Source organism: Nonomuraea sp. KM90 (assembly GCF_052246675.1).
Taxonomy (GTDB): Bacteria; Actinomycetota; Actinomycetes; order Streptosporangiales; family Streptosporangiaceae; genus Nonomuraea.
In genome coordinates, this window is the sequence record NZ_JBQQCB010000022.1 from 52,183 (window position 1) to 72,799 (window position 20,617).

Annotated in this window: 22 protein-coding genes; 4 read left to right on the plus strand and 18 right to left on the minus strand. The window is 72.5% G+C overall.

Translation table 11 applies throughout. From position 1 onward, the window contains the following. Nucleotides 1-93 precede the first annotated feature (93 nt). From ACTWPW_RS23515 to ACTWPW_RS23540, 6 genes are all read right to left on the minus strand, one after another. Entirely contained in the window at nucleotides 94-1,692 is a 1,599-nt protein-coding gene (locus ACTWPW_RS23515) for a solute symporter family protein (protein ID WP_375110211.1), read from the minus strand. A gap of 17 nt (nucleotides 1,693-1,709) precedes the next feature. After that, nucleotides 1,710-2,000 (minus strand): DUF485 domain-containing protein, encoded by a 291-nt coding sequence (locus tag ACTWPW_RS23520; protein WP_375109597.1) that lies wholly within the window; start codon nucleotides 1,998-2,000, stop codon nucleotides 1,710-1,712. A gap of 204 nt (nucleotides 2,001-2,204) precedes the next feature. Beyond that, on the minus strand, nucleotides 2,205-3,029 hold the full coding sequence (locus ACTWPW_RS23525; RefSeq protein ID WP_375109596.1) for a carbohydrate ABC transporter permease: 825 nt from the start codon (nucleotides 3,027-3,029) through the stop codon (nucleotides 2,205-2,207). Continuing rightward, nucleotides 3,026-3,913, minus strand: coding sequence for a carbohydrate ABC transporter permease (locus ACTWPW_RS23530; protein ID WP_443169916.1), 888 nt, complete (start codon nucleotides 3,911-3,913; stop codon nucleotides 3,026-3,028). Before ACTWPW_RS23530 ends, ACTWPW_RS23525 begins: the two co-directional genes overlap by 4 nt. After that, nucleotides 3,910-5,169 (minus strand): ABC transporter substrate-binding protein, encoded by a 1,260-nt coding sequence (locus ACTWPW_RS23535; protein ID WP_443169917.1) that lies wholly within the window; start codon nucleotides 5,167-5,169, stop codon nucleotides 3,910-3,912. The genes ACTWPW_RS23530 and ACTWPW_RS23535 overlap by 4 nt, the downstream gene beginning before the upstream one ends. A 41-nt stretch (nucleotides 5,170-5,210) precedes the next feature. Then, entirely contained in the window at nucleotides 5,211-6,368 is a 1,158-nt protein-coding gene (locus ACTWPW_RS23540) for a trans-sulfuration enzyme family protein (protein ID WP_375109594.1), read from the minus strand. An 11-nt stretch (nucleotides 6,369-6,379) separates the two neighbouring features. Between ACTWPW_RS23540 and ACTWPW_RS23545 the strand changes: the two genes are divergently transcribed. The 3 genes from ACTWPW_RS23545 to ACTWPW_RS23555 all read left to right on the plus strand — a co-directional run bounded on the left by ACTWPW_RS23545 (nucleotide 6,380) and on the right by ACTWPW_RS23555 (nucleotide 8,655). Continuing rightward, a complete protein-coding gene (locus ACTWPW_RS23545) occupies nucleotides 6,380-7,372 on the plus strand; it encodes a LacI family DNA-binding transcriptional regulator (RefSeq protein ID WP_375109593.1) in 993 nt (330 codons plus the stop codon). 111 nt (nucleotides 7,373-7,483) lie between these two features. Beyond that, entirely contained in the window at nucleotides 7,484-8,398 is a 915-nt protein-coding gene (locus ACTWPW_RS23550; protein WP_443169918.1) for a hypothetical protein, read from the plus strand. Nucleotides 8,399-8,406: 8 nt separating this feature from the next. Then, on the plus strand, nucleotides 8,407-8,655 hold the full coding sequence (locus ACTWPW_RS23555) for a hypothetical protein (RefSeq protein ID WP_443169919.1): 249 nt from the start codon (nucleotides 8,407-8,409) through the stop codon (nucleotides 8,653-8,655). Here the strand turns inward: ACTWPW_RS23555 and ACTWPW_RS23560 are convergent. The 12 genes from ACTWPW_RS23560 to ACTWPW_RS23615 all read right to left on the minus strand — a co-directional run bounded on the left by ACTWPW_RS23560 (nucleotide 8,652) and on the right by ACTWPW_RS23615 (nucleotide 19,777). Continuing rightward, entirely contained in the window at nucleotides 8,652-9,527 is an 876-nt protein-coding gene (locus ACTWPW_RS23560) for an inositol monophosphatase family protein (RefSeq protein WP_443169920.1), read from the minus strand. The genes ACTWPW_RS23555 and ACTWPW_RS23560 overlap by 4 nt on opposite strands. Nucleotides 9,528-9,556: 29 nt before the next feature. Continuing rightward, nucleotides 9,557-10,747, minus strand: coding sequence for an alpha-D-ribose 1-methylphosphonate 5-triphosphate diphosphatase (locus ACTWPW_RS23565; protein WP_375109589.1), 1,191 nt, complete (start codon nucleotides 10,745-10,747; stop codon nucleotides 9,557-9,559). Beyond that, a complete protein-coding gene (locus ACTWPW_RS23570; protein WP_375109588.1) occupies nucleotides 10,744-11,499 on the minus strand; it encodes an ATP-binding cassette domain-containing protein in 756 nt (251 codons plus the stop codon). Before ACTWPW_RS23570 ends, ACTWPW_RS23565 begins: the two co-directional genes overlap by 4 nt. Continuing rightward, a complete protein-coding gene (locus ACTWPW_RS23575; RefSeq protein ID WP_375109587.1) occupies nucleotides 11,496-12,332 on the minus strand; it encodes an ATP-binding cassette domain-containing protein in 837 nt (278 codons plus the stop codon). The genes ACTWPW_RS23570 and ACTWPW_RS23575 overlap by 4 nt, the downstream gene beginning before the upstream one ends. Continuing rightward, nucleotides 12,329-13,186 carry an alpha-D-ribose 1-methylphosphonate 5-phosphate C-P-lyase PhnJ gene (locus ACTWPW_RS23580; protein ID WP_443169921.1) on the minus strand — a complete coding sequence of 286 codons (858 nt, stop codon included), beginning with the start codon at nucleotides 13,184-13,186 and terminating at the stop codon, nucleotides 12,329-12,331. Before ACTWPW_RS23580 ends, ACTWPW_RS23575 begins: the two co-directional genes overlap by 4 nt. After that, a complete protein-coding gene (locus ACTWPW_RS23585) occupies nucleotides 13,183-14,301 on the minus strand; it encodes a carbon-phosphorus lyase complex subunit PhnI (protein WP_443169922.1) in 1,119 nt (372 codons plus the stop codon). Before ACTWPW_RS23585 ends, ACTWPW_RS23580 begins: the two co-directional genes overlap by 4 nt. Further along, complete coding sequence (gene phnH / locus ACTWPW_RS23590) at nucleotides 14,302-15,027, minus strand: phosphonate C-P lyase system protein PhnH (RefSeq protein ID WP_443169923.1); 726 nt, start codon at nucleotides 15,025-15,027, stop codon at nucleotides 14,302-14,304. It lies immediately after the preceding gene. Continuing rightward, a complete protein-coding gene (phnG, locus tag ACTWPW_RS23595) occupies nucleotides 15,024-15,467 on the minus strand; it encodes a phosphonate C-P lyase system protein PhnG (protein WP_443169947.1) in 444 nt (147 codons plus the stop codon). The genes phnH and phnG overlap by 4 nt, the downstream gene beginning before the upstream one ends. Before the next feature lie 5 nt (nucleotides 15,468-15,472). Beyond that, complete coding sequence (locus ACTWPW_RS23600; RefSeq protein ID WP_375109583.1) at nucleotides 15,473-16,192, minus strand: GntR family transcriptional regulator; 720 nt, start codon at nucleotides 16,190-16,192, stop codon at nucleotides 15,473-15,475. Between the two features lie 71 nt (nucleotides 16,193-16,263). After that, nucleotides 16,264-17,847 (minus strand): PhnE/PtxC family ABC transporter permease, encoded by a 1,584-nt coding sequence (locus ACTWPW_RS23605; RefSeq protein WP_443169924.1) that lies wholly within the window; start codon nucleotides 17,845-17,847, stop codon nucleotides 16,264-16,266. Between the two features lie 254 nt (nucleotides 17,848-18,101). After that, nucleotides 18,102-18,860 (minus strand): phosphonate ABC transporter ATP-binding protein, encoded by a 759-nt coding sequence (gene phnC, locus ACTWPW_RS23610; RefSeq protein WP_375109581.1) that lies wholly within the window; start codon nucleotides 18,858-18,860, stop codon nucleotides 18,102-18,104. Then, nucleotides 18,857-19,777, minus strand: coding sequence for a phosphate/phosphite/phosphonate ABC transporter substrate-binding protein (locus tag ACTWPW_RS23615; protein WP_375109580.1), 921 nt, complete (start codon nucleotides 19,775-19,777; stop codon nucleotides 18,857-18,859). The genes phnC and ACTWPW_RS23615 overlap by 4 nt, the downstream gene beginning before the upstream one ends. Nucleotides 19,778-19,999: 222 nt before the next feature. On the opposite strand from ACTWPW_RS23615, the gene ACTWPW_RS23620 reads away from it, so the two are divergent. Continuing rightward, nucleotides 20,000-20,527 (plus strand): hypothetical protein, encoded by a 528-nt coding sequence (locus tag ACTWPW_RS23620; protein WP_443169925.1) that lies wholly within the window; start codon nucleotides 20,000-20,002, stop codon nucleotides 20,525-20,527. Nucleotides 20,528-20,617 lie beyond the last annotated feature (90 nt).

Sequence of the window (20,617 nt, forward strand, 5' to 3'; positions counted from 1 at the left end):
CGAAGGGCCCGGCCGGTTGATCCGGCCGGGCCCTCCGATCGGCAGGCGCCCGTGGGGGCAGGGGAACGGGGCGCCTGCCCTGGGGAGCGGGCGTCAGTGCCCCGTGGCCTTCTCCGCGCCGACACCGGTGAGCGAGCGGACCTCGATCTCGGCGTACTTGGCGGAGTTGTACTCCTTGCTGAGGATCGTGCCGAGCCAGCCGCAGATGAAGCCCAGCGGGATCGAGATGATGCCGGGGTTGCTCAGCGGGAACCAGGCGAAGTCGGCCGTCTTGAACAGGGCCGTCGCCGAGCCGGACACCACCGGCGAGAAGACCACCAGCACCAGGGCGGACACCAGGCCGCCGTAGATGGCGGCGACCGCGCCGGCGGTGTTGAACCGCTTCCAGAACAGGCTGTAGAGGATCGCGGGCAGGTTGCCCGAGGCCGCCACCGCGAACGCCAGCGCCACCAGGAACGCCACGTTCTGCCCCTGCGCCAGGATGCCCAGGCCGATCGCCACCGCGCCGATGACCAGCGCCGAGACGCGGGCCACCACGACCTCCTGGCGCTCGCTGGCCGTCCCGCGCTTGAAGACGTGCGCGTACAGGTCGTGCGCGAAGCTGGAGGAGGAGGCCAGCGTGAGCCCGGCGACCACGGCCAGGATCGTCGCGAAGGCCACGGCGCCGATGAGGGCCAGCAGGATCGTGCCGCCGAACGAGCCGAAGATCTCCTCACCGATCCGCTGTGCCAGCATGGGTGCCGCGGTGTTGCCCGCCGGATCGCCCGCGGCGATCGCCGTCTTGCCGACCACTGCCGCCGCGCCGAAGCCGAGGACCAGGGTCAGGAGGTAGAAGATGCCGATGATGCCGATGCCCCACAGGACCGACTTGCGGGCGTCCTTGGCGGTGGGGACGGTGTAGAAGCGGATGAGGATGTGCGGGAGACCGGCCGTGCCCAGCACGAGGGCCAGGCCCAGGCTGATGAGGTCGATCTTGCCCGCCAGGCCCTGCGCCTCGGTGCCGTACTTCAGGCCGGGGATGAGGAAGCTCCCGGGGTCCGCCTTCGGGCCGCTGACCGTGGCCGCCTGGCCGAGCAGCGCCGACAGGTTGAAGCCGAACTTGCCCAGCACCAGCAGCGTCACCAGCGCGGCACCACTCATCAGCAGCACGGCCTTGACGATCTGCACCCAGGTGGTGCCCTTCATGCCGCCGAACACCACGTACACGATCATCAGCGCGCCCACGCCGACGATCGTCCACGCCTTGCCCGCCGAGCCGGTGATGCCGAGCAGCAGGCCGACCAGCGCGCCCGCGCCCACCATCTGCGCCAGCAGGTAGAAGATGCTCACCACGATCGTGGACACGCCCGCCGCCGTGCGGACCGGGCGGGGGCTCATCCGGAACGCCAGCACGTCGGCCATGGTGAACTTGCCGGAGTTCCGCATCAGCTCGGCCACCAGCAGCAGCGCCACCAGCCAGGCGACCAGGAACCCGATGGAGTAGAGGAACCCGTCGTAGCCGGACAGGGCGATGATGCCCGCGATGCCGAGGAACGACGCGGCCGACATGTAGTCGCCGCCGATCGCCAGGCCGTTCTGCACGCCGCTGAACGACCGGCCGCCGGCGTAGTAGTCGGCGGCCGTCTTGGTCTGCCGGCTCGCCCAGAAGGTGATTCCCAGGGTGGCGGCCACGAAGGTGAGGAAGAGGATCATCCCCAGGGTCGTCGAGCTCACTGAGTCTTCTCCTCCACCTGGTGGCGCAGCTTGTCAGCGATCGGGTCGAGCTTCTTCTCCGCGTGCCTGGCGTACGCCCACGCGATGAGGAAGGTGGAGACGAACTGCAACAACCCGAAGACGAGGCCGACGTTGATGTCGCCGAGCAACTTGATCCCCATGAACCCGCGCGCCCATCCGGACAGCACCACGTAGAGCAGGTACCACACGAGGAACGCCACGGTCATGGGGAAGGTCCAGCGGCGGAAGCGCCGCTTCAGTTCCTGGAACTCACTGCTCTCCTGCATTTGTTCATAGACCGATGCGTCATGTTCTTGTGTCGTCACGAGACCTCCACTGTGATGCGGATCACGCCCAACGTAAGAGCGCAACCTACCCGGCGTGGAGATCCATAGGAGGGTCGTTCGGTGAGCCGCTGCGGTCCGGCGATTAGTTGGTGATGGCCTGCGGCGAAAGGTCTGTATAGCGCGACGAGCGGTCGGCTATCCCTTTCACCCCTTTACGGCCCCCGCCGTGAGGCCCTCGACGATGTAGCGGCGGATGGCGGCGAAGAGGACGAGCGTGGGGAGCACGGAGACGACCGTGGCGGCGGCCATCGAGCCCCAGTCGATGTCGTACTGGGTGATGAAGGAGTTCATGGCCACCGGGATCGTCTTGGCGTCCTCGCTGTCGATGAACGTGATGGCCAGGAACAGCTCGTTCCAGCACTGCACGAACGCGAAGATGAACGTCGCCGCGATCCCGGGCAGCATGACCGGGATGACCACCCGGACCATCGCCACCAGCCGCGAGGCCCCGTCCACCTGGGCGGCCTCCTCCAGGGCCACCGGCACCCGCTCGTAGAAGCCGCGCATGATGATCGTGGAGAACGGCACCAGCATCGCCACGTACACCAGCATCAGCCCCGCCAGCCGGTTGAGCAGGTCGAGGTCGGACATCAGCAGGTAGAGCGGCCCGAGCGCGATGAACAGCGGGATCATCTGGGTGACCAGGAACGCCAGCATCAGCGCCCCGCGGCCCGGGAAGGCGAAGCGGGCCAGCGTGTAGCCGCCCAGCACCCCGATCGCCGTCACGGCCGCGGCCGCGACGAGGGAGACGACGAGCGAGTTCAGCAGGTACGCCCCGAAGTCGGCGAAGGAGAACAGCTCGGCGTAGTGCTCGAACGTCACGTTCCCCGGCCAGTACCGCAGCGGCACCGAGAAGATCTCGGGCTTGGGCTTCAGGGAGGTGATGACGATCCAGTAGAGGGGGAACAGGGTGATCAGCAGCCAGGCGCCCAGCACGACGACCTTGGCCGCGACCGCGACGCGCCTCATCGGGACCTCTCGAATCTCGTGGCGTTCAGGTAGAAGACGCTGAAGGACAGCAGCAGGCCGAGGATGAGCAGGCCGACCGCGCCCGCCCGGCCGTAGTCGCCGCCGATGACCTGCTGGATGAGGAAGGTCGTGATGATGTCGGTGCTGCCCGCCGGGCCGCCGCCGGTCATGGAGTAGATCAGGTCGGGGAAGTTCAGGATCCAGATGATCCGCAGCAGCACGATCAGGGCCAGGGTGGGCCGGATGTGCGGCAGCGTGACGTGCCAGAACTGGCGCAGCCGGGAGGCCCCGTCCACCGAGGCCGCCTCGTACAGCTCGCGGGGCACCGACTGCAGCGCGGCCATGATCATGATGGCGAAGAACGTGACGCCGTACCAGATGTTCGCCACGATCACCGAGGTCATCGCCCAGCCCGGCGTGGCCAGGAAGCCGATGCGCTGGTCGATGATCCCCGTCTTGAGCAGCAGGTCGTTGATCACCCCGAACTGCCCGTTGAACATCCACCGCCACAGCAGCCCGATCAGGAACCCCGACATGGCCCAGGGGAAGAACACCCACGCCTGGTAGAGGCCCCGGCCGCGGAAGTGGCGGCGCAGCAGCAGCGCCAGCCCGAAGCCGAGGAAGAACTGGAAGAACAGCGACACGGCCACCCACGTGCCGGTGTTCCGCAGCGCCGTCCAGAAGCGGTCCTCGGCCAGCACCGCCCGGAAGTTCTCCAGGGCCACGAACGGCGTGGCGGTCAGGTCGAACAGGTTGTAGCGCTGGAACGCGATCACCGCGCCCCGGATCATCGGGTAGTAGGTGAACAGCGCCACGAACACCACGCCGGGCAGCAGGCACAGCGCGATGAACCGGGCCCGGCGCAGGGTGAACGTACGCTTCACGACACCTTCTTGGCCTGGTCCACCCAGAAGGCGTCCCAGGACTTGAGCACCTCGGCGGTCGTCTTCTTGCCGGTGATCAGGGCCTGGACGTCACGGTCGGAGTCCACCAGGAACTGGCTCCAGCCCGGATAGTCCACCGGCCTGATCGTGATCACCTGCTTCGGGTCCTGCTGGGCCTGCAGGTACGCCTTCCACGCGCCCTGCGAGAACTGCGGGTCGCTCTGGGCCTGCTTGGAGATCGGGATGAGCGAGTTGCCCTTGGCGAAGGCGATGCTCTGCTGGGCCTCCGACAGGAACTGCACGAGCTTGACCGCCTCCTTCGGGTGCTTGGTGAAGGAGGTCGCGCCCCAGCCGGCGTAGCCGACGGGCTGGAAGGCGTACCCGGTGGGGCCCTTCGGGATGGGGGCGGTGGACCAGGCCGTGACGCCGCTCTCCTCGACCGTCTTGATCACCTCGGGGTCCTGGATGAGCATGCCGGTGACGCCCGAGGTGAAGCCCTGGACCATCTCGGGGAATCCCCAGGACACGGAGTCGGGGGGCGACGCCTCCTTGTAGATCTTGACGAAGAGGTCGAGGGCCGTGGCGGCCTCCGGGGTCGAGAAGATCGTCCGCTTGTCCTTCAGATAGAAGGATTTTTCGGGATTCAGGGCTTCGCCGTTGTACGCGCTGATCATCATGACCGCGTAGTCGGCGCCGCCCTTGCCGCCCCGGAACGAGTAGCCGAACCGGTCGCCCGAGGTCATCCTCTTCCCGGCCTCGTACAGCTCCTCCCAGGTCGTGGGCGGCTGGGTCATGCCGAAGTCCGTACGGTAGAACAGGGTCCGCTGGTAGAACCCGTACGGGATCAGATAGGCCTTCCCCCCGACCTCGACCGCCTTCTTCTGGGCCAGCTCGGTCAGGTCGGACCAGCCGGCCCAGGCCGTGGTGGGCAGCTCGGCCAGCCAGCCGTTGTTGGAGAAGGACTTGGCCGTGTGGTCGCGTACTTCCAGCACGTCCAGGTCCTTCTTCGTCTGCAGGATCTGGGTGATCTTCTGGTCGGCGCTGTCGAGGGGCGGGGAGATCAGCTCGACGGTGACGCCCGGGTTGGCCTGCTCGAAGTCGGCGACGAGGGATTTGATGAGCTTCGTACGCTCTGGACTGGTCAGACTTTCGATCATTCGCAGCCGTACCTCTCCCGAGGACGACGAGCCGGAGCCGCATGCCGCGGACACCAGCGTGACGGCGACCGCGGCCGCCAGGAGGAGGGGCTTTCTCATGACGAGCCTCCCGCGAGGGTCAGACAGCGCTGTCAATCACGCTAGGCGGTCAGCCCCTCCAGCGCCAGACCGAGATCCTTGATCAGGGTGTCCGCGGGCTCTAGTCCGACGGAGAGGCGGACGAGGCCGACCGGGATGCCCATGGTGGCCCGCACGCTCTCCTCGGTGGACAGCGCGGGCGCGTTCACCAGGCTCTCGAACCCACCCCAGGACACCCCAATCCTGAAATGTCGCAACTTGTCGAGGAAGGCCGCCACCTCCTCCCGCGACTCCGTGTCGAGCACGAGGCTGAACAGGCTGGAGAACCCGGACATCTGCCGCACCGCGATCGCGTGCCCCGGATGCGACGGCAACCCCGGATGGTTCACCTCCCGCACGGCCGGGTGATCCTCCAGGAAGGCCGCCACCGCCAGCCCCCGCTCCTGGTGCGCCGCCATCCGCACGGGCAGCGTGCGCAGCCCCTTGATCACCTTGGCCGCGTCGTGCGGCGACATGGCGGCCCCGTAGAGCTGGTACTCCTTCAGCGCCAGCGGCCGGACCAGCCGCGCCGGGCCCACGACCACCCCGCCCACCAGGTCGCTGTGCCCGCCGATGTACTTCGACAACGAGTGCACGACGAGGTCCACCCCCATCGTCAGCGGCTTCTGGAACAGCGGCGTGGACCACGTGTTGTCCATCACCGTCACCAGTCCCCGCTCCCGCGCCCACCCGGTCACCTCGGTGATGTCGACCACGCGGTAGGCCATGTAGGACGGGGACTCGAAGTAGAGTAGGCGGGTGCTCGCCCTGATAGCGCTGTCACATCCCGCGAGGTCGTCGACATGCGTATGCGTGACCCCGAACTTCTCCAGATAGCGCAGGAACTGGGTGGTCGGCCCGTAGACCGCGCCCAGCACCAGCACGTGGTCGCCGGCCGACACCAGCGACGAGATGGTCGCCGAGATCGCGCCCATCCCCGAGCCGAAACACTTGGCTCGCTCCCCCCGCTCAAGGGCGGCCAGCTTACGCTGGGCGAGATCGACCGTCGGGTTGGTCCCCCGCCAGTAGACGTACCGCTCGTCCTCGTTCCTGATGGCCTCGCCCAGCTCCTCCGCCGTCGCGAACGTGAACAGCGAGTTCTCGAACACCGGCGGGTTGACCGCGCCCAGGGCCCAAGGCTCGTCCTCACCCAACCGGCCACAGATCCAATCGTCATCCATGGGGGCACAATATGACACCTCGCAGGCCGACCATGGCGGACGTGGCCCGGCAGGCGGGCGTGAGCCTCAAGACGGTCTCCCGGGTCGTCAACCAGGAGCCGCACGTCAGGGCGTCGCTGCAGCAGCGGGTGCAGGCGGCGATCAGCGCGCTCGGCTACCGCCGCAACGAGGCTGCCGCCCGGCTGGCCCGGGGCGCCACCATGCTGACGCTCGGGCTCGTGATGGAGAACATCTCCAACGAGTTCTACTCGCGCCTGGCCGCCGCCGTGGAGGCCGCCGCGGCGCACCACGAGGCGCTGGTGGTGTTCGGCTCGTACGAGGAGAGCGCCGCGAAGGAGCGCATGCTCATCGAGTCCATGTACGCGCGCGGCGTCGACTCGCTGATCGTCGTCCCGTCGGCGGCCGACCACTCCTGGCTGGCCGAGCACCCCGGCCTCACCACGGTGTTCGTGGACCGCGTGCCCCTCGGCCTGGAGGCGGCCGACGTCGTCCTGCTCGACGACGTGTGGGGCGCCAGGACCGCGACCGAGCACCTGCTCGCCCGCGGCCACCGCCGGATCGCGCTGATCTCCGACGACGACGGGCTGAGCTCGGTGCACGACCGGGCCACCGGCTACCGTACGGCGCTGGCCGCGGCCGGGGTGCCGGCCGACGAGGCGCTGGTGGTGCGGGGGGTGTTCGACCCGGGACAGGTCTCGTACGAGGTCACCCGGCTGCTGGACCTGCCGGCGCCGCCCACGGCGTTCTTCGCCACCAACAACCGCGCCGCCATCGGCATCCTTCAGGCGCTCCGGGAGCGGCCGGAGCGGCCCGCGTACGTGAGCTTCGACGACTTCGCCCTGGCCGACGTGTTCAACCCGGGGGTGACGGTGGTCCGCTACGACACCTCCCGCCTGGCGCGCAGCGCGGTGGACCTGCTGCTGAACCCGTCGCCGGCGGCGCGGCGGGTGAAGGTGCCGGTGGAGCTGGTGCCGAGGGGATCCGGCGAGCTCCCGCCCCGCTGACTTCAGGACCCTGCCAAGAGGGGGTCACGTCTCCGCATGGCGCGGGCTGAGCCCGGTACGCGGTGGGTAGCCACCCGGCTGTACGACTCGAGGCGGCTCAAGGAGAAGACCATGTCCGGGAGCGGCGACGGCGATGCCTCGAGGGAGGCCACCGATCCGGACGTCTACCTGGACGTTCCCGTGGTCAGGGTCGAGGAGATCGACCTGACCGTGCGCGACCTGCGGGCGAAGGTGTCGCTGCAGGCCGAGGTGCTCGATCTGCTCAGGCTGAACGTGGGTGCCGACGTGCTGCTGGGGAGCGTCGAGCTCGGGATCAAGGGCGTGGAGGCGCAGGCGCTGCTGAAGGTGCGGCTGGACAACGTGGCGCGCATCATCGACCGGGTGCTGAAGACGATCGACGACAACCCGCAGATCCTGGAGCACATCACGCGGGGCCTCGGGACGGCCGTCCAGGACCTCGGGACCGGCGCGGGATACGCGGTCCGGGACGTGGGCGCGGGAGCCGGGCACGCGGTCCGGGACGTCGGCACGGGGGCCGCGTACGCGGTCCGCGACGTCGGCGCCGGCGCCGCGAACGCCGTACGGGACGTCGGCGCGGGAGCCGGGGGCGCGGTCCGGGACGTGGGCGCCGGTGCCGGTGACGTCGTGCGCGATGTCGGCCCGGCGGTCGGAGGCGCCGTCCAGGACGCCACGGGCGCCGTCCAAGACGTGGCCACGGGTGCCGTGCAGGGCGTCGGGTCGGCGACCGGGCCGTTCGTGCAGCGGGCCGGGGCCGATGCCTACGGCGTGCCCGCCGCCGCCAACGGCGCCCCGCCACGCCCCGCGCCCCAGCACGTCGGCGAACCCCACAACGTCGAACCCCAGGAGGGCGAACCTGAAGACGGCGAGCCGGACGAACATGCGGACCACCTGAGCACGTCCGAGCTGGCCACCGCCCTGGCCCGCAAGTCCCTCCGCGCGGGCCGCGACCTGCTCGGCCACGTCACCGACACCGCCGGGCACATCATCCGCCACAAGGACGAGTGAGGAGCACCATGGCCAGACCGGAGCACCCGCGCGACCCGGACGTCGAGATCAGCGCCTCCGCCACGGCCAGGGAGCTGCGGTTCCGCACGCCCCCGGAGGTGACCGTGCGGGCGGAGGCGGAGCCCGCCGGCGAGTGCGCCTGGGGCGGCGACCGTACGAACCTGCCCGAGCGGGTGGAGGCAGGCGTCACCTACCGCGACATCCGCATCGACTTCCGGGTGGCCGCGAGACTCACGGGTCACGAGGAGCCGTCCTAGGCACGTCCGGCCTGGTAGGCGACGTGGAGGACCGCGGCCAGCTCGTCCGCCAAGTCCGGCGTGGCCGCCACGACGCCGCTCCAGCGCCTGGTCAGGTCGGTGTCCAGGCCGATCGGCCGCCCGAACACGTCCCTGACCGCCCCGCCGGCCGCCTCCGCCAGCACGACCGAGGCCGCGATGTCCACCAGCCGGTGCGTGTCGGTGGCGGCGTCGGCGAAGGCGTCCGTCGCGCCCTGGGCCACGAGGGCGCCCTCCAGGCAGCTCGTGGACAGGATCCGGACGCGGGCCGCCCGCCGGGCCACCTCCCACCACGCCGCCGCGGCCCCCGGGTTGGCCGGGTGGGGCCGGAGGAGGGAGACGGCGGCGCCGGCCAGCTCCGTACGGCCGGTCGTGCGCAGCGGCGACGGCACGCCGGCCTTCGCCCACCAGCTGCGCCCGGTGTCCAGCCAGACGGTCAGCGCCTCGGTGAAGACGCCGTCCTCGGCCACCGCCGCCGAGAACGCGGCCAGGGGCACGCCGGCGGCGGCGTTCGCGGAGCCGTCCACCGGGTCCATGACCAGGGTCAGCGCCGAGCCGTGGTCCACCCAGCCGGTCTCCTCGGTCAGGACGTTGACCGGGTGCCGGGCCAGGGCGGCCAGGATGGCGTTCTCGACGAGCACGTCGATGCGCATGGTGGGGGTGCCGTCGGCGCCGTCCGCCACGACGGCGGCCAGGGTGGCGCGGTCGTGCTCGGCGGTGGCGGCGGTGTACGCCTCCAGCGCGGCGGACGCGGCGGCGGCGAGCGCCGGATGCGCCTCCCCCGGCACCCCGGCACTCCAGCCCCGCCCCGAAGGCACCGAACCCGCCCCTCCGGCGTCGTCAGCGACCGGCATCGCCGTCCCCTCTCCCAGAGGTGTCCCCGTCACCGTCCTACCCCCGCCGGCAGCACACGATCACTCGCTGTGACGGTCATCCGCACGGTCGGCCACCCCCGGTCCACGGTCACCACGGCCAGGTCGCCGCGCTGCCCCTCGACCAGCCCGCCCCGGTCCGCCAGCCCGGCGACGGAGGCGGGGCCGGAGGTGACCAGCGCCACGGCCGCGGGCAGTGACGCGACGCCCTGGGAGGCCAGCAGCAGGGAGGCGGCCAGCGGGGCGGAGGGCAGGTAGTCGCTGGACAGGCCGTCCACCAGCCCGGCCGCCACGAGTTCGGCCGCCGCCACGTTCCCGGAATGGGAGCCGCCGCGCAGCACGTTCGGCGCCCCGGCCACCACGCGCAGGCCGCGCTCGCGGGCCGCCCTGGCGGCCGCCAGGGTGGTCGGGAACTCCGCGACCGCGACCCCGTTGGCCACCGCCACGTCGATCTCCTCGGGCGTCACCGGGTCGTGCGCGAGCAGCCGCGCCCGCCCCAGCGCCGCGTGCTCCGCCAGCCGCCCGAGCGCGATCTGCCGGTGCCCGATCCGCGAGTCGCGCTCGGCGACCAGCGTCTCCACCCGCCGCTGGGCCTCCTCGGACGAGATGCCCTCGGTGCCCTCCAGCCAGCGCCGGTACACCGCCGAGTCCCGGTACTGGCCCTGCCCCGGCGTGTGGTCCTCGAAGGAGACCAGCGGCGGAGCGGGCGTACCGGACAGGGCGGGCGTACCGGACAGGCAGGTTTCGAGGGCCGCCAGGCCCTCGGGGTCGCGGGCGTCGAGCCGGTAGAGGATGTGGTGGTCGACCAGCGCGTGCCCGGAGGCGGCGCGCTCGCGGATGGCGGCGTCGAGCCGGCGCGCCCGGTCGACGGTCCGCCCCTTGCGGTTGTGCGACTCGAACGCGACCCCGTGGAACACCGTGGTCACCCCGGCGGCGCGCACCCGCCCCTCGAAGCTGGACACCCCGAACCCGACCTCGAACTCCGCCCCCGGCCTGGGCCGCAGCTCGGTCTCCAGCCCGTCGGAGTGGGTGTCCACGATGCCGGGCAGCAGCAGCGCGCCCCGCAGGTCCACGGCCTCGGCGGGCACCGCGCCCGGCCGGGCGGGGCCGACGTGGGTGATCAGTCCGTGCTCGACGACGACGAGCGCGTCGTCGATGACGCGGTCGGGCAGCACGGCCTTCGCATGGGCCAGCACTCTCATCGGGCCACCTCCAGGTTCGGTTCGGAATCACGCAGTACGGCGGCGGGCGGCCCCTCGGCGGCCACGCGGCCGTCCGCGAGCACCACGACCCGGGTGGCCAGCCGCTCGATGGCGTCGAGGTCGTGGAAGACCGACAGCACGGCCACGCCCGCGCCGGTCAGGTCGGCGATCATGGACAGCACCGCCTCCCGGTTGACCGGGTCGAGCGCGGAGACCGGCTCGTCGAGCAGCAGCAGCCTGGGGGGCGAGATGGTGCCGGCGGCCAGGTTCACGCGCTGCTTCTGGCCGCCGGACAGGACGGTGGTGTGCATGGCCCAGAGCCGCTCGTCGATGCCCAGCCGGCGCAGGGCGGCCGCGGCGGCGTCCCGGGAGGCGTCCGCGTCGAGGCCGCGGGCGGCCCCGGCGCGTGCCACCACGTCGAGCACGGCCCGGCGCGGCTCGGCGCGCAGGAACTGGGAGACGTACCCCAGCTCCCGGCCCCGAAGTTCGGCGACCTGGGCGTCGGGCAGGGCGGCGAGGTCCACCGTGGCGCCGGCGGAGGTGCGCAGCAGGATGTGCCCGGCCGTCGGCACGTACGTGCGGTAGACGCAGCGCAGCAGCGACGACTTGCCGGCACCGGACGAGCCGGCCAGCGCGACGTGCTCGCCGCGGGCCACGTCCAGGTCCACGCCGCGCAGCGCGCCCACCGTGCGGCCGTCGATCGTGTGCAGGGTGAACGACTTGACCAGTCCCCTGATCCGCAGGACGTTCATCCGCGCGCCGCCGCCACCAGCCGCTGGCTGTACGGGTGCTGCGGATCCTCCAGCAGCTGGTCGGTCAGGCCCGTCTCCACCACGCGGCCGTGTTGCATCACCATCACCCTCCTGGTCAGCATCTCGATGACGCCGAAATCGTGGGAGACGACCACGGCGGCGACGCCGAGCCGTTCGAGCAGGTTCCTCAGCAGGTCGAGCACGCCGGCCGCGACCGAGGCGTCCAGGCCCGTGGTCGGCTCGTCGAGCAGCAGCACGGGCGGGCGGTTGGCCAGCGCCTTGGCGATCTGCACGCGCTGGCGCATGCCGCCGGAGAACGTGCGTACGGGGTCGTCCATGCGGGACAGCGGCACCTCGGTCAGCTCCAGCAGCTCGGCGGCCCGCTCCCGGATGCGGCCGAAGTGCCGGCCGCCGGCGGCGGTGAGCCGCTCGGCGATGTTGCCGCCCGCGCTCGTGTCCAGGTCGAGCCCGTAGGCCGGGTCCTGGTAGACGACGGCGACGCGGTCGATGCGCAGCCGCCGCCGGGCGCTGTCGTCGAGCGCCAGCACGTCGGTCGCCCCGTCGTCGTAGCCGCGCAGGTACGCGCTGCCCCGGCTGGGCCGCTCGTCGCCGGCCACGCAGCGCATGACCGTCGACTTGCCCGAGCCCGACTCGCCGACGATGCCCAGCGCCTCCCCCGGCTCCACCTCGAAGCCGACGTCCCAGGCGGCCACCACGGCGCCGGTCGCGGGCGAGACCGAGGTGCCGTGCTCGGGCCCGGTGCCGGGCAGGGACCGCGGCCCCTGCTCGCCGTACACCCTGCCGAGCCCCTCCACCTTCAACGCCCAGCTCATCGCTCCATCTCCCTGTTCCGCGCGCAGAAGTCCGTGTCGCTGCACACCCAGGCCACGGAGCCGTCCACGGACGGCACCTCCACCAGGTACGACCCCTCGGAGCCGCAGTGCCGGCAGCCGGCGCCCGGCGTGTGCTCGACCTCGAACGGGATGTCGTCGAACACCAGCGGCTCCACCCGCGTGTGCGGCGGCACCGCGTAGATCCGCTTCTCCCGCCCGGCCCCGAACAGCGTCAGGTGCTCGGCCCGGTCCAGCTTCGGCACGTCGAACCTGGGGATCGGCGTGGGCGAGATCAGGTACCGGCCGTTGACCGTGCAGGGGTAGCCGGCCGTCTTGGTGACGACGCCGTTGCGCACGATGTCCTCGTACAGGCCGACCCACATGCGCGAGTAGTCGGCCTCGGCGTGCATCCTGCGCTGCTCGCGCACGTCGTGCTCGACCGCGCGCAGCGGCTCGGGCACCGGCACCTGCAGCACGAGCACCTGGTCGGCGCGGAGCGGCGTCTCGGGGATGCGGTGCCTGGACTGGATCAGGCTGGCCTTCCGGGTGTCGGTCTCCTCCTCGCAGCCGACGTGGCCGACGACCAGGCGGCGCAGGTTGGAGGCGTTCACGCCGCCGTCCTCGCCCTGGTCGATGACCTTGAGCCGGTCGTCCTGGCCGACGAGGGCCAGCGTGACCTGCAACCCGCCGGAGCCCCAGCCCCGGGCGACCGGCATCTCGCGCGAGCCGAACGGCACCTGGTAGCCCGGCACGGCCACGGCGGTGAGCGCGGCCCTGCGCACCTCGCGCTTGGACAGCTCGTCGAAGATGCCTCGGGGGCCGCCGTCCCCGGCCAGGTCGGTGATCGTCCTCATCGGGCCTCCTCCATGGCCGCGCGCACCGCGCGCTTGCGGTCGAGCACCGAGCGGAAGTCCACGTAGTGGGGCAGCTTGAGGTGCTCCAGGAAGCCGGACGCCTCGATGCCGTCGAGGGTCAGCAGCACCTCCTGCTCCAGGCTCGTCCGGCCGCCGTCGCGGTGGACCAGCAGGTCGAGCCCGGCCATGGCGATGGCCTTGCGCTCGTTGTGGCCGAAGCACATGCCGTAGCCCATGTCCAGGCGGCTGCGGTCCTCCTCGGCGCGGTCCAGGTCGTCGATCGTCTCGACCTCGGTGACCCGTACCTCGGCCACCGTGACCGGGTCGCCGGTGAGCGGGTGGCGGACCCTGACGGGCAGGGTGCCGTGGCGTACCTCGCCGGGGAACTCGTGGTTGTGCCGGCCGGGCTGGAAGGTGCTGGAGTACCAGAGGTGGACCAGCGCGCCGGTCTCGGCCCTGGCCATCGCGGTCAGGCGGGCCGAGCGCGGGATTCCGGGGCGTACGGGGGAGCGGGTGATGTCGTACGGCTCGGGGTCACCCTCGGTGCTCCTGTCGACCAGCAGGCCCATCGAGCGGAGCAGGCCGAGCAGGCGCGGCGGGCGCCGGGGGTCCGTACCGTCGTGGCCGTGCTCGTGGGCGTGCTCGTGGCCGTGCTCATGGCCGTCGGGGGCGGCGGGCTCCTGGAGCTCCTCGACGCGGGCCCTGGCCTGCTCCTCCGGCATGAGGTCGAGCAGCCGGCCCACGTAGTCGAGCGTGCGGCCGAGGAGCTGGCTGCCGGGCGGGTTGCGGAAGGCGGGCGAGATGCGGCGGGAGACCCGCAGCTCGTCGGCGTGCACCGGCTCCGAGTAGGCCACCCGGGGCAGCGTCGAGCGGTGTGCCCGGATCAGCTGCGCCGCCTCCTGCACGTCGCCCTCGGACTGGCGCAGCGCCCTGGCCGCCAGCTCCGGCGCCCACAGGCCGCCCTCCCCCATGATGCGGTCCACGGCCGGCCGCAGCCGGCCGGTGATCTGGTCGATGCCGAGCCAGGCGCTGGGCCCGCCGTACCTGTGGCGTTCGACGAGCTTCTCGGCCGCCAGGATGGCCTCGTGGCCGCCGCTGGCACCTGAGTACCCCATTCAGTGCTCTCCGTTCTCGATCTCGATGCGGGTGCTGCGCGGCAGCCCGGCGACGGTCCCGTCGGCGGCGACGAGGAACGTGTCGACGCCCGCGGGGAAGCCGGCGTTGGCCGCGGCCAGGGCGGCGAAGACCTCCCGGGCGAGCCCCGTGACCCGCAGCCGCCGCGTCCCCGGCACCCCGGGCCCGCTGAGTACCAGCACGACCCCGGGCCCCTCCGCGCCCGGGACCTGCGGGCCGGGGACCTGCGGGCCGGGGACCTGCGGGCCGGGGACCTGCGGGCCGGGGACCTGCGGGCCGGGAACGTTCCGTTCCCCGGCCTCCTGCGACGACAGGCCGGTGACCGCGACGATCAGGCGGGTGCCGCGCTCGGGGTGCAGGGCGTCGCCCCGGGGCAGGGCCGCGATCTCTTCGGCCGTCGGCGGGCGCAGCGCGACCACCATGCGGGCCTCCGCCGGCGCGGCGGGCGGCGCCGAGGTGGCCAGGTGCAGGACCCTCGCCCAGTGCTCCGCGCCCGGAGCGGCCAGTACGGCCGTGGGCACCTCGACGTCGGCCAGCCCGGCGGCCACGGCCAGCGCCGCGGGCCCGTCCGTACGTCCGACGACGTCCAGGACGCCCGGCCGGGACAGCACGTTCAGCAGCGCGCGGAAGTCGGCCTGCGCCCGCGCCGCCGTCGGCGTCACCGCCCGGACGTGGACGCCGATCCCCTGTACGGCGGTGCTGGTCATGTCAGCTCCTCGAAGGCCACGCGGGTCATGGACACCTCGGCCCACTCGGCCGCGTCCTCCCTGGCCCGGCGATCGGCGACGGCCGCGCACAGCGCGTGCACGTCCCCGGCCGCGGGCAGCCCGGCCGCCGCGGCGGCGTCCAGGAGGGCGGCGGCCAGGGCGGCCACGCGGTCGTCACCGCCGCGCATGCACCAGCCCGCCGCCCCCGCCACCTCGACGGTGCACGAGGTGACCAGCACCTCCCCCAGGTGGAAGCGCTCCTCGGCCACCGGCTCGCGCACGGTCAGCATCACCATGCCGACCTCGGGCGGGTGCAGCACGGTCGGCTCGCCCAGGTCGCCGTTCTGGAGCAGGCGCTCGGCGAGGGGCAGCAGTTCGCCGGGAGTCGCGGCGGCGAGCAGCCCGGCGCGTTCCTCCCTGCTCATCGGGTCGGTCATCACGTCGGTCAATGCGTTTCCTCTTCGATCTCGAAGGTGACGTCGAGGACGTCGGGCCGCAGGTAGGTGCGGGCGTACTCGACGTACGGGCCGCCGACGGCGCGGTTCACGCTCTCGGCCAGCCAGACGGGCCCCCGGCTGCCCCCGGTCAGGTGCTCGGCGATGCTCTGCGGGGGCACGTCGAGGCTGATGCGGTAGCGGGCGCGGACGACGGTGAGCCCGTAGCGGCGGCGCAGGACCTTGTGCAGGGAGACCTCGTCGCCGAGCTCCCTGTCCAGGTTCAGCAGGGGGCGCCGGGGCAGGACGCTGGTGGCGTACGCGGCGACCTCGCCGTTCACGCTGAACACCCGCTCGACCGTCCACACGGCCGCCCCGCCGGCCAGGCCGAGCCTGGAGCGTTCCTGCTCGACCGCGCGCCGGACCCCGCAGCTCACCAGCCGGGACCCCGGCTCGGCGCCCGCCATCCGCACGGTCTCGCTGAACGAGGGCGGGAAGTGCGCGGAGATCACGTACTCCACCCGCCCGCGCCTGAAGGTGCCGACCCCCTGGACGCGCCGCACCAGCAGCCGCCGCTCCAGCTCCTGCAGGGCCGCGCGGGCGGCGGGCCTGCTGACGTGGAAGCGGTCGGCCAGCACGTGCTCGCTCGGCACCTGCGCGCCCACGGGTACGTGGGCCAGCTCCGCCTCCAGGATGTCGGCCATCTCCAGGTAGCGCTGCGTGCTTGTCATGACAAGCAGCCTCAGCGCCGCCCCTGACCGGGAGGTGAACGGCGGACGACGCCGCAGGAGCGGGCAGGTCATCAACGCAGGACGGATCTGAGCCGGGCCGAGACCGCCTCCACGGCCAGGACCAGCACGAACACCGGCAGCACGATCGCGGTGACGACATCGTGATCGAGCGCCCTGATGTGCTGGCTCAGCGCGTAGCCGAGCTCACCCGCGCCCACGATGCCGAGGATGAAGAAGGCCCGCAGGTTGACGTCGAGCGCGTAGAGAGTGGTGGCGGCCAGGCGGGGCGTGAGCTGGCCGAGCACAGCCACGGTGAGCTCCTGCACGGGGCCGGCCCCGGCGGACAGCACGGCCTCGCGCGGCCCCCGGCGCAGCTCCTCGGCGTCGTCGGCGACGAGCTTGGCGACCAGGGCGGCGGTGAAGACGGCCAGCGCCAGGGTCCCGGCGACCGGCCCGTCCATGAGCCCGAACGCCGCCACGAACACCAGCACCAGCAGCAGGTCCGGGATGGAGCGCAGACCGACGAGGAGGACGCGGGCGGTCAGGCGTACCCCGTCGTTGGGGGCGACGGCGCGCGCGGCTGCCAGGCCGAGCGGGACGCCGGCGAGCGTGCCGAGGAAGGTGGCGCCGAGCGCGATGGCGGCCGTCTCCAGCAGCCCCTCGCCGAGCAGCCCGGAGACGGGCGCGAAGTCGGGCGGGAAGAACTCGCCGAGCGCCCGCACGGAGCCGCCGGCCGCGTCGGCCAGCGCCGCCGGACCCGCCCCGACCTGCCAGAACGCCACCGCCGCGAGCACCAGCCCGCCCCATCCGGCCAGGTGCGCGGCCAGCCGGCCGCGCGTCCACGGCACCCGGGTCCCGCGTACGGGGGGAATCGCCCCGGTACGCCCCGCGCCCAGCAGCTGCCCGCGCAGCGCCACCGACACCGCCTCGACCAGCAGCACCACGGCCACGGTCACCAGCGCGATCCCGGTGGCCTCGCGGTAGTCGGTGAACCCGAACGCGGTCTTCAGGTCCAGCCCGACGCCGCCCGCGCCGACGGCGCCCAGCAGCACGGAGCCGCGGAAGTTGATGTCCAGCCGGTACAGGATGGCCGCCACCCAGGAGGGCGCCACCTGCGGCAGCACGCCCGTCATGAGCCGCTGCACACGACCGGCGCCGGTGCCGGCCACGGCCTCGCGCACGCCCGCGTCCGCCTGCTCGACCGCCTCGGCGAACAGCTTGCCCAGCATGCCCACGGAGTGCAGGCCGAGCGCCAGCACGCCGGGCAGCGGGCCGATGCCGACCGCGGCCACGAAGAAGACCGCGAACACCACGTCGGGGATGGCCCGGCAGGCGACGATCACGGCGAGCGCGACCGGCCGGACGGCCTTCGCGAAGGCGGACGATCCCCCGGCACCGCCCCGGGCGGCGGCCAGCACGCCGAGCACGGCGGCCAGCACCGTGGCCAGCGCGGTGCCGGCGACGGCCATCCAGAGCGTGTCGAGCACGTGCGCGAACGTCGTGGCGGGATCGGCGAGCGTCGGCGGCCAGGCCCGGGCCAGCAGCGCGGCCACCTCGCCGAACCCGCCGACCAGGCCGGCGACACCGACGCCGAGGTGGTCGAGCGCGACGACGCCCAGCACCACGGACACGATCGGGAACGCCCACGCCGCCACGCGCCGCGCGCTACGCGGCGGCCGAGCCGCCCGGGCCCCGCTCGCCGCTCCCCCGCCACCGTGCCCAGGGCGCCGCGAGCCGCCCCCGAGACCGCCCCCGGAGCCACCACCGTGGCCGCCGCTGGGGCCAGCACCGTGGCCGCCACCGGAGCCGCCACCGGAGCCACCCTCGGGGCCGCTCGAGTTCGCGGACCCGCCTACGCCGCGAGCCCCGGCCGGGGCCGGGGCCGGGCGGTCGGGAGCCGTGCGGGCGGTCATGGCACGGTCACGGGGTCGGACACGTACAGGCCGCGCAGGCGGACCGCGTCCAGCAGGTCGGTGGGCTCGTCCAGCCGGACCTCCCCCAGCCGCAGCCCCACCACCCGCCGCGTCCACTGCAGCGCCAGCTCGATCTGGTGCAGCGTGCACACCATGGTGAGCCCGTCCTCGCGGCACACGCGTACCAGCAGGTCCATGACGGACGCGGCCGTCTCCGGGTCCAGCGAGGCCACGGGCTCGTCGGCGAGCATCAGCTCGGGCCGCTGCAGCAGCGCCCGCGCGATGGCCACGCGCTGCTGCTGCCCGCCCGACAGGCTTCCGGCCCGCTGGTAGGCCCGGTCCGCCAGGCCCACCCGGTCCAGGTGCTCCAGCGCCTCCGCGCGTACGGACCTGGGCCAGGTGACGACGCCGTACCGGGGCCCGCGGACGCGGCCGAGGGCGCCGTTGAGCACGTTCTCCATGACGGTGAGCCGCCCGACCAGGTTGAACTGCTGGAAGACCACGCCCACCCGGCGCCGCAGGGCCCGCAGCGCGGCCCCCTTGGCGGTGACCACGTCGACCCCCAGCACCTCGACCTGCCCCGAATCCGGCCTGGTCAGCCCGTTGAGGTGGCGCAGCAGCGTGGACTTGCCCGACCCCGAGGGGCCCAGCAGGGCGACGATCTCGCCCCGGTCCACGGTCAGGTCGATCCCCGCGCACGCGGTCACCTCGCCGAACGCCTTGACCAGCCCGTCGGTCCGTACGACCGCCGTCATGCCGTGGAGCACTTCTCGTTGTGGGTGGCGGCGCACACCTCGCGTACCGGGTCGAAGGTCGCGTCCGTGACCGCCTGGAAGCCCCACACGGACGAGTCGGCCGTCACCCGGCAGGAGGCTTCGTCCTTGCAGATGCCGAGCTGCACGAGCCTGTCCTTGTTGGCGTCCTTGGTAAAGGTCTGGGTGAGCTTGTCCTTCACGTCGGCGGGCAGCCCGTCGCGCATGGCCACCGGCGACATCGGGATCGGCTCGGACTTCCACACCACCTTCACCTGACCGGCCTTCAGCTTGCCCTTCTCGATGAGGATGTGGTCGACCATGGCGTTCTCGGCGAAGCCGGCCTCGCACTTGCCGTCGGCGACCGAGAGCACGGAGTTGTCGTGCCCGCCCGCCATGACGGGCCGCACGCCCGTCTTGGGGTCGATGCCCGCGCCCAGCAGCCCCTGGCTCGGGAAGAGATATCCGGAGGTGGAGCCCGGGTCGACGAAGCACACCTTGGCGCCCTTGAACCCGTTGATGTCGGCGATCCGGCTGTTCGCGGGCACGATGCCGTAGCTCTGGTAGGTGGGCTTGCCGCCCTTCTCGACCATGGACGCGATCGGGGTGATCTTGGCGCCGTTGCTCCTGGCCAGCACGTACGACAGCGGCCCGAACTCGGCCAGGTCCAGCTTGCCGGACACCATGCCCTCGATGACCGCGTTGTAGTCGGTCGAGCGGACGAACTCCACCTTCTTACCGGTGTTCTTCTCGACGAGCGCGATGATGTCCTTGTACTCGGCCGTGGGGTCGATGTTCTGCTCGACCGGCACGACGGCGAAGCGGAGCACCTCGCCGTCACCGGTGCTGCCGCTGGCGGAGGAGCAGCCCGCCGCCGCGAGCGCGCCGATCATGGCCAGGGCGGTCAGGATACGTTTCACAGTCAGGTCTCCGAGCTTGTCGCAGGTGGCAGATCTGGCTGGCCACGGTCGTCGCCGACAGTGATGAGCAGGTCAGACGCGCCTGACGGTGCACGAACCGGGGGGTTAACACCGGCTGAACCCACTCGCCCGTCACCCGGCGTCCCGTGCGGGTCCACCCTCCGGCCACCTCCCGGCCCCGGACAGCGCCTCATGATGCGTACCCCTAAGAGAGGACAAATCATGCTTTCCAGGGATGAACTTCACGACCTCTTCGAGGGCCTCGCCGGCCTCCCGTACGGTGGCGAGGCCGTCGACCAGCGCACCCACGCCCTCCAGGCGGCCGCCCACGCGATGGCCGCCGGCGCCGACGACGAGCTGGTCCTCGCCGCCGCCTTCCACGACGTCGGCCGCGCCCGCCAGGTGGCCGCGCGGCACCGGGGCCTGCCGCACGAGCAGGCCGGCGCCGCCTTCGCCCGCGACCACCTCACGGAACGCTCGGCCTGGGCGATCGAGCAGCACGTGGCCGCCAAGCGCTACCTGGTGGCCGTGGACCCGGCCTACCACGACACGCTGAGCCCGGTCTCGGTGCGCTCGCTGCGCGTCCAGGGCGGGCCGATGTCACCGGAGGAGGCCGCCGCCTTCGAGGCCCACGAGTGGTCGGCCGACGCGGTCGCCCTCCGGCGGTGGGACGACGCCGCCAAGGATCCGGAGGGGGCGGTGCTGGCGATGGCGGAGCTGGTGGCGGCGTACGAGCGGGTGATGGCCTAGGACGACGCGCACGCATCGGCACCAAGGCGTCACGCTCCGGTAAGAGCCTTCCGTACCCGGAAGTGGCGGACATCGCACTAAAGTCGATCC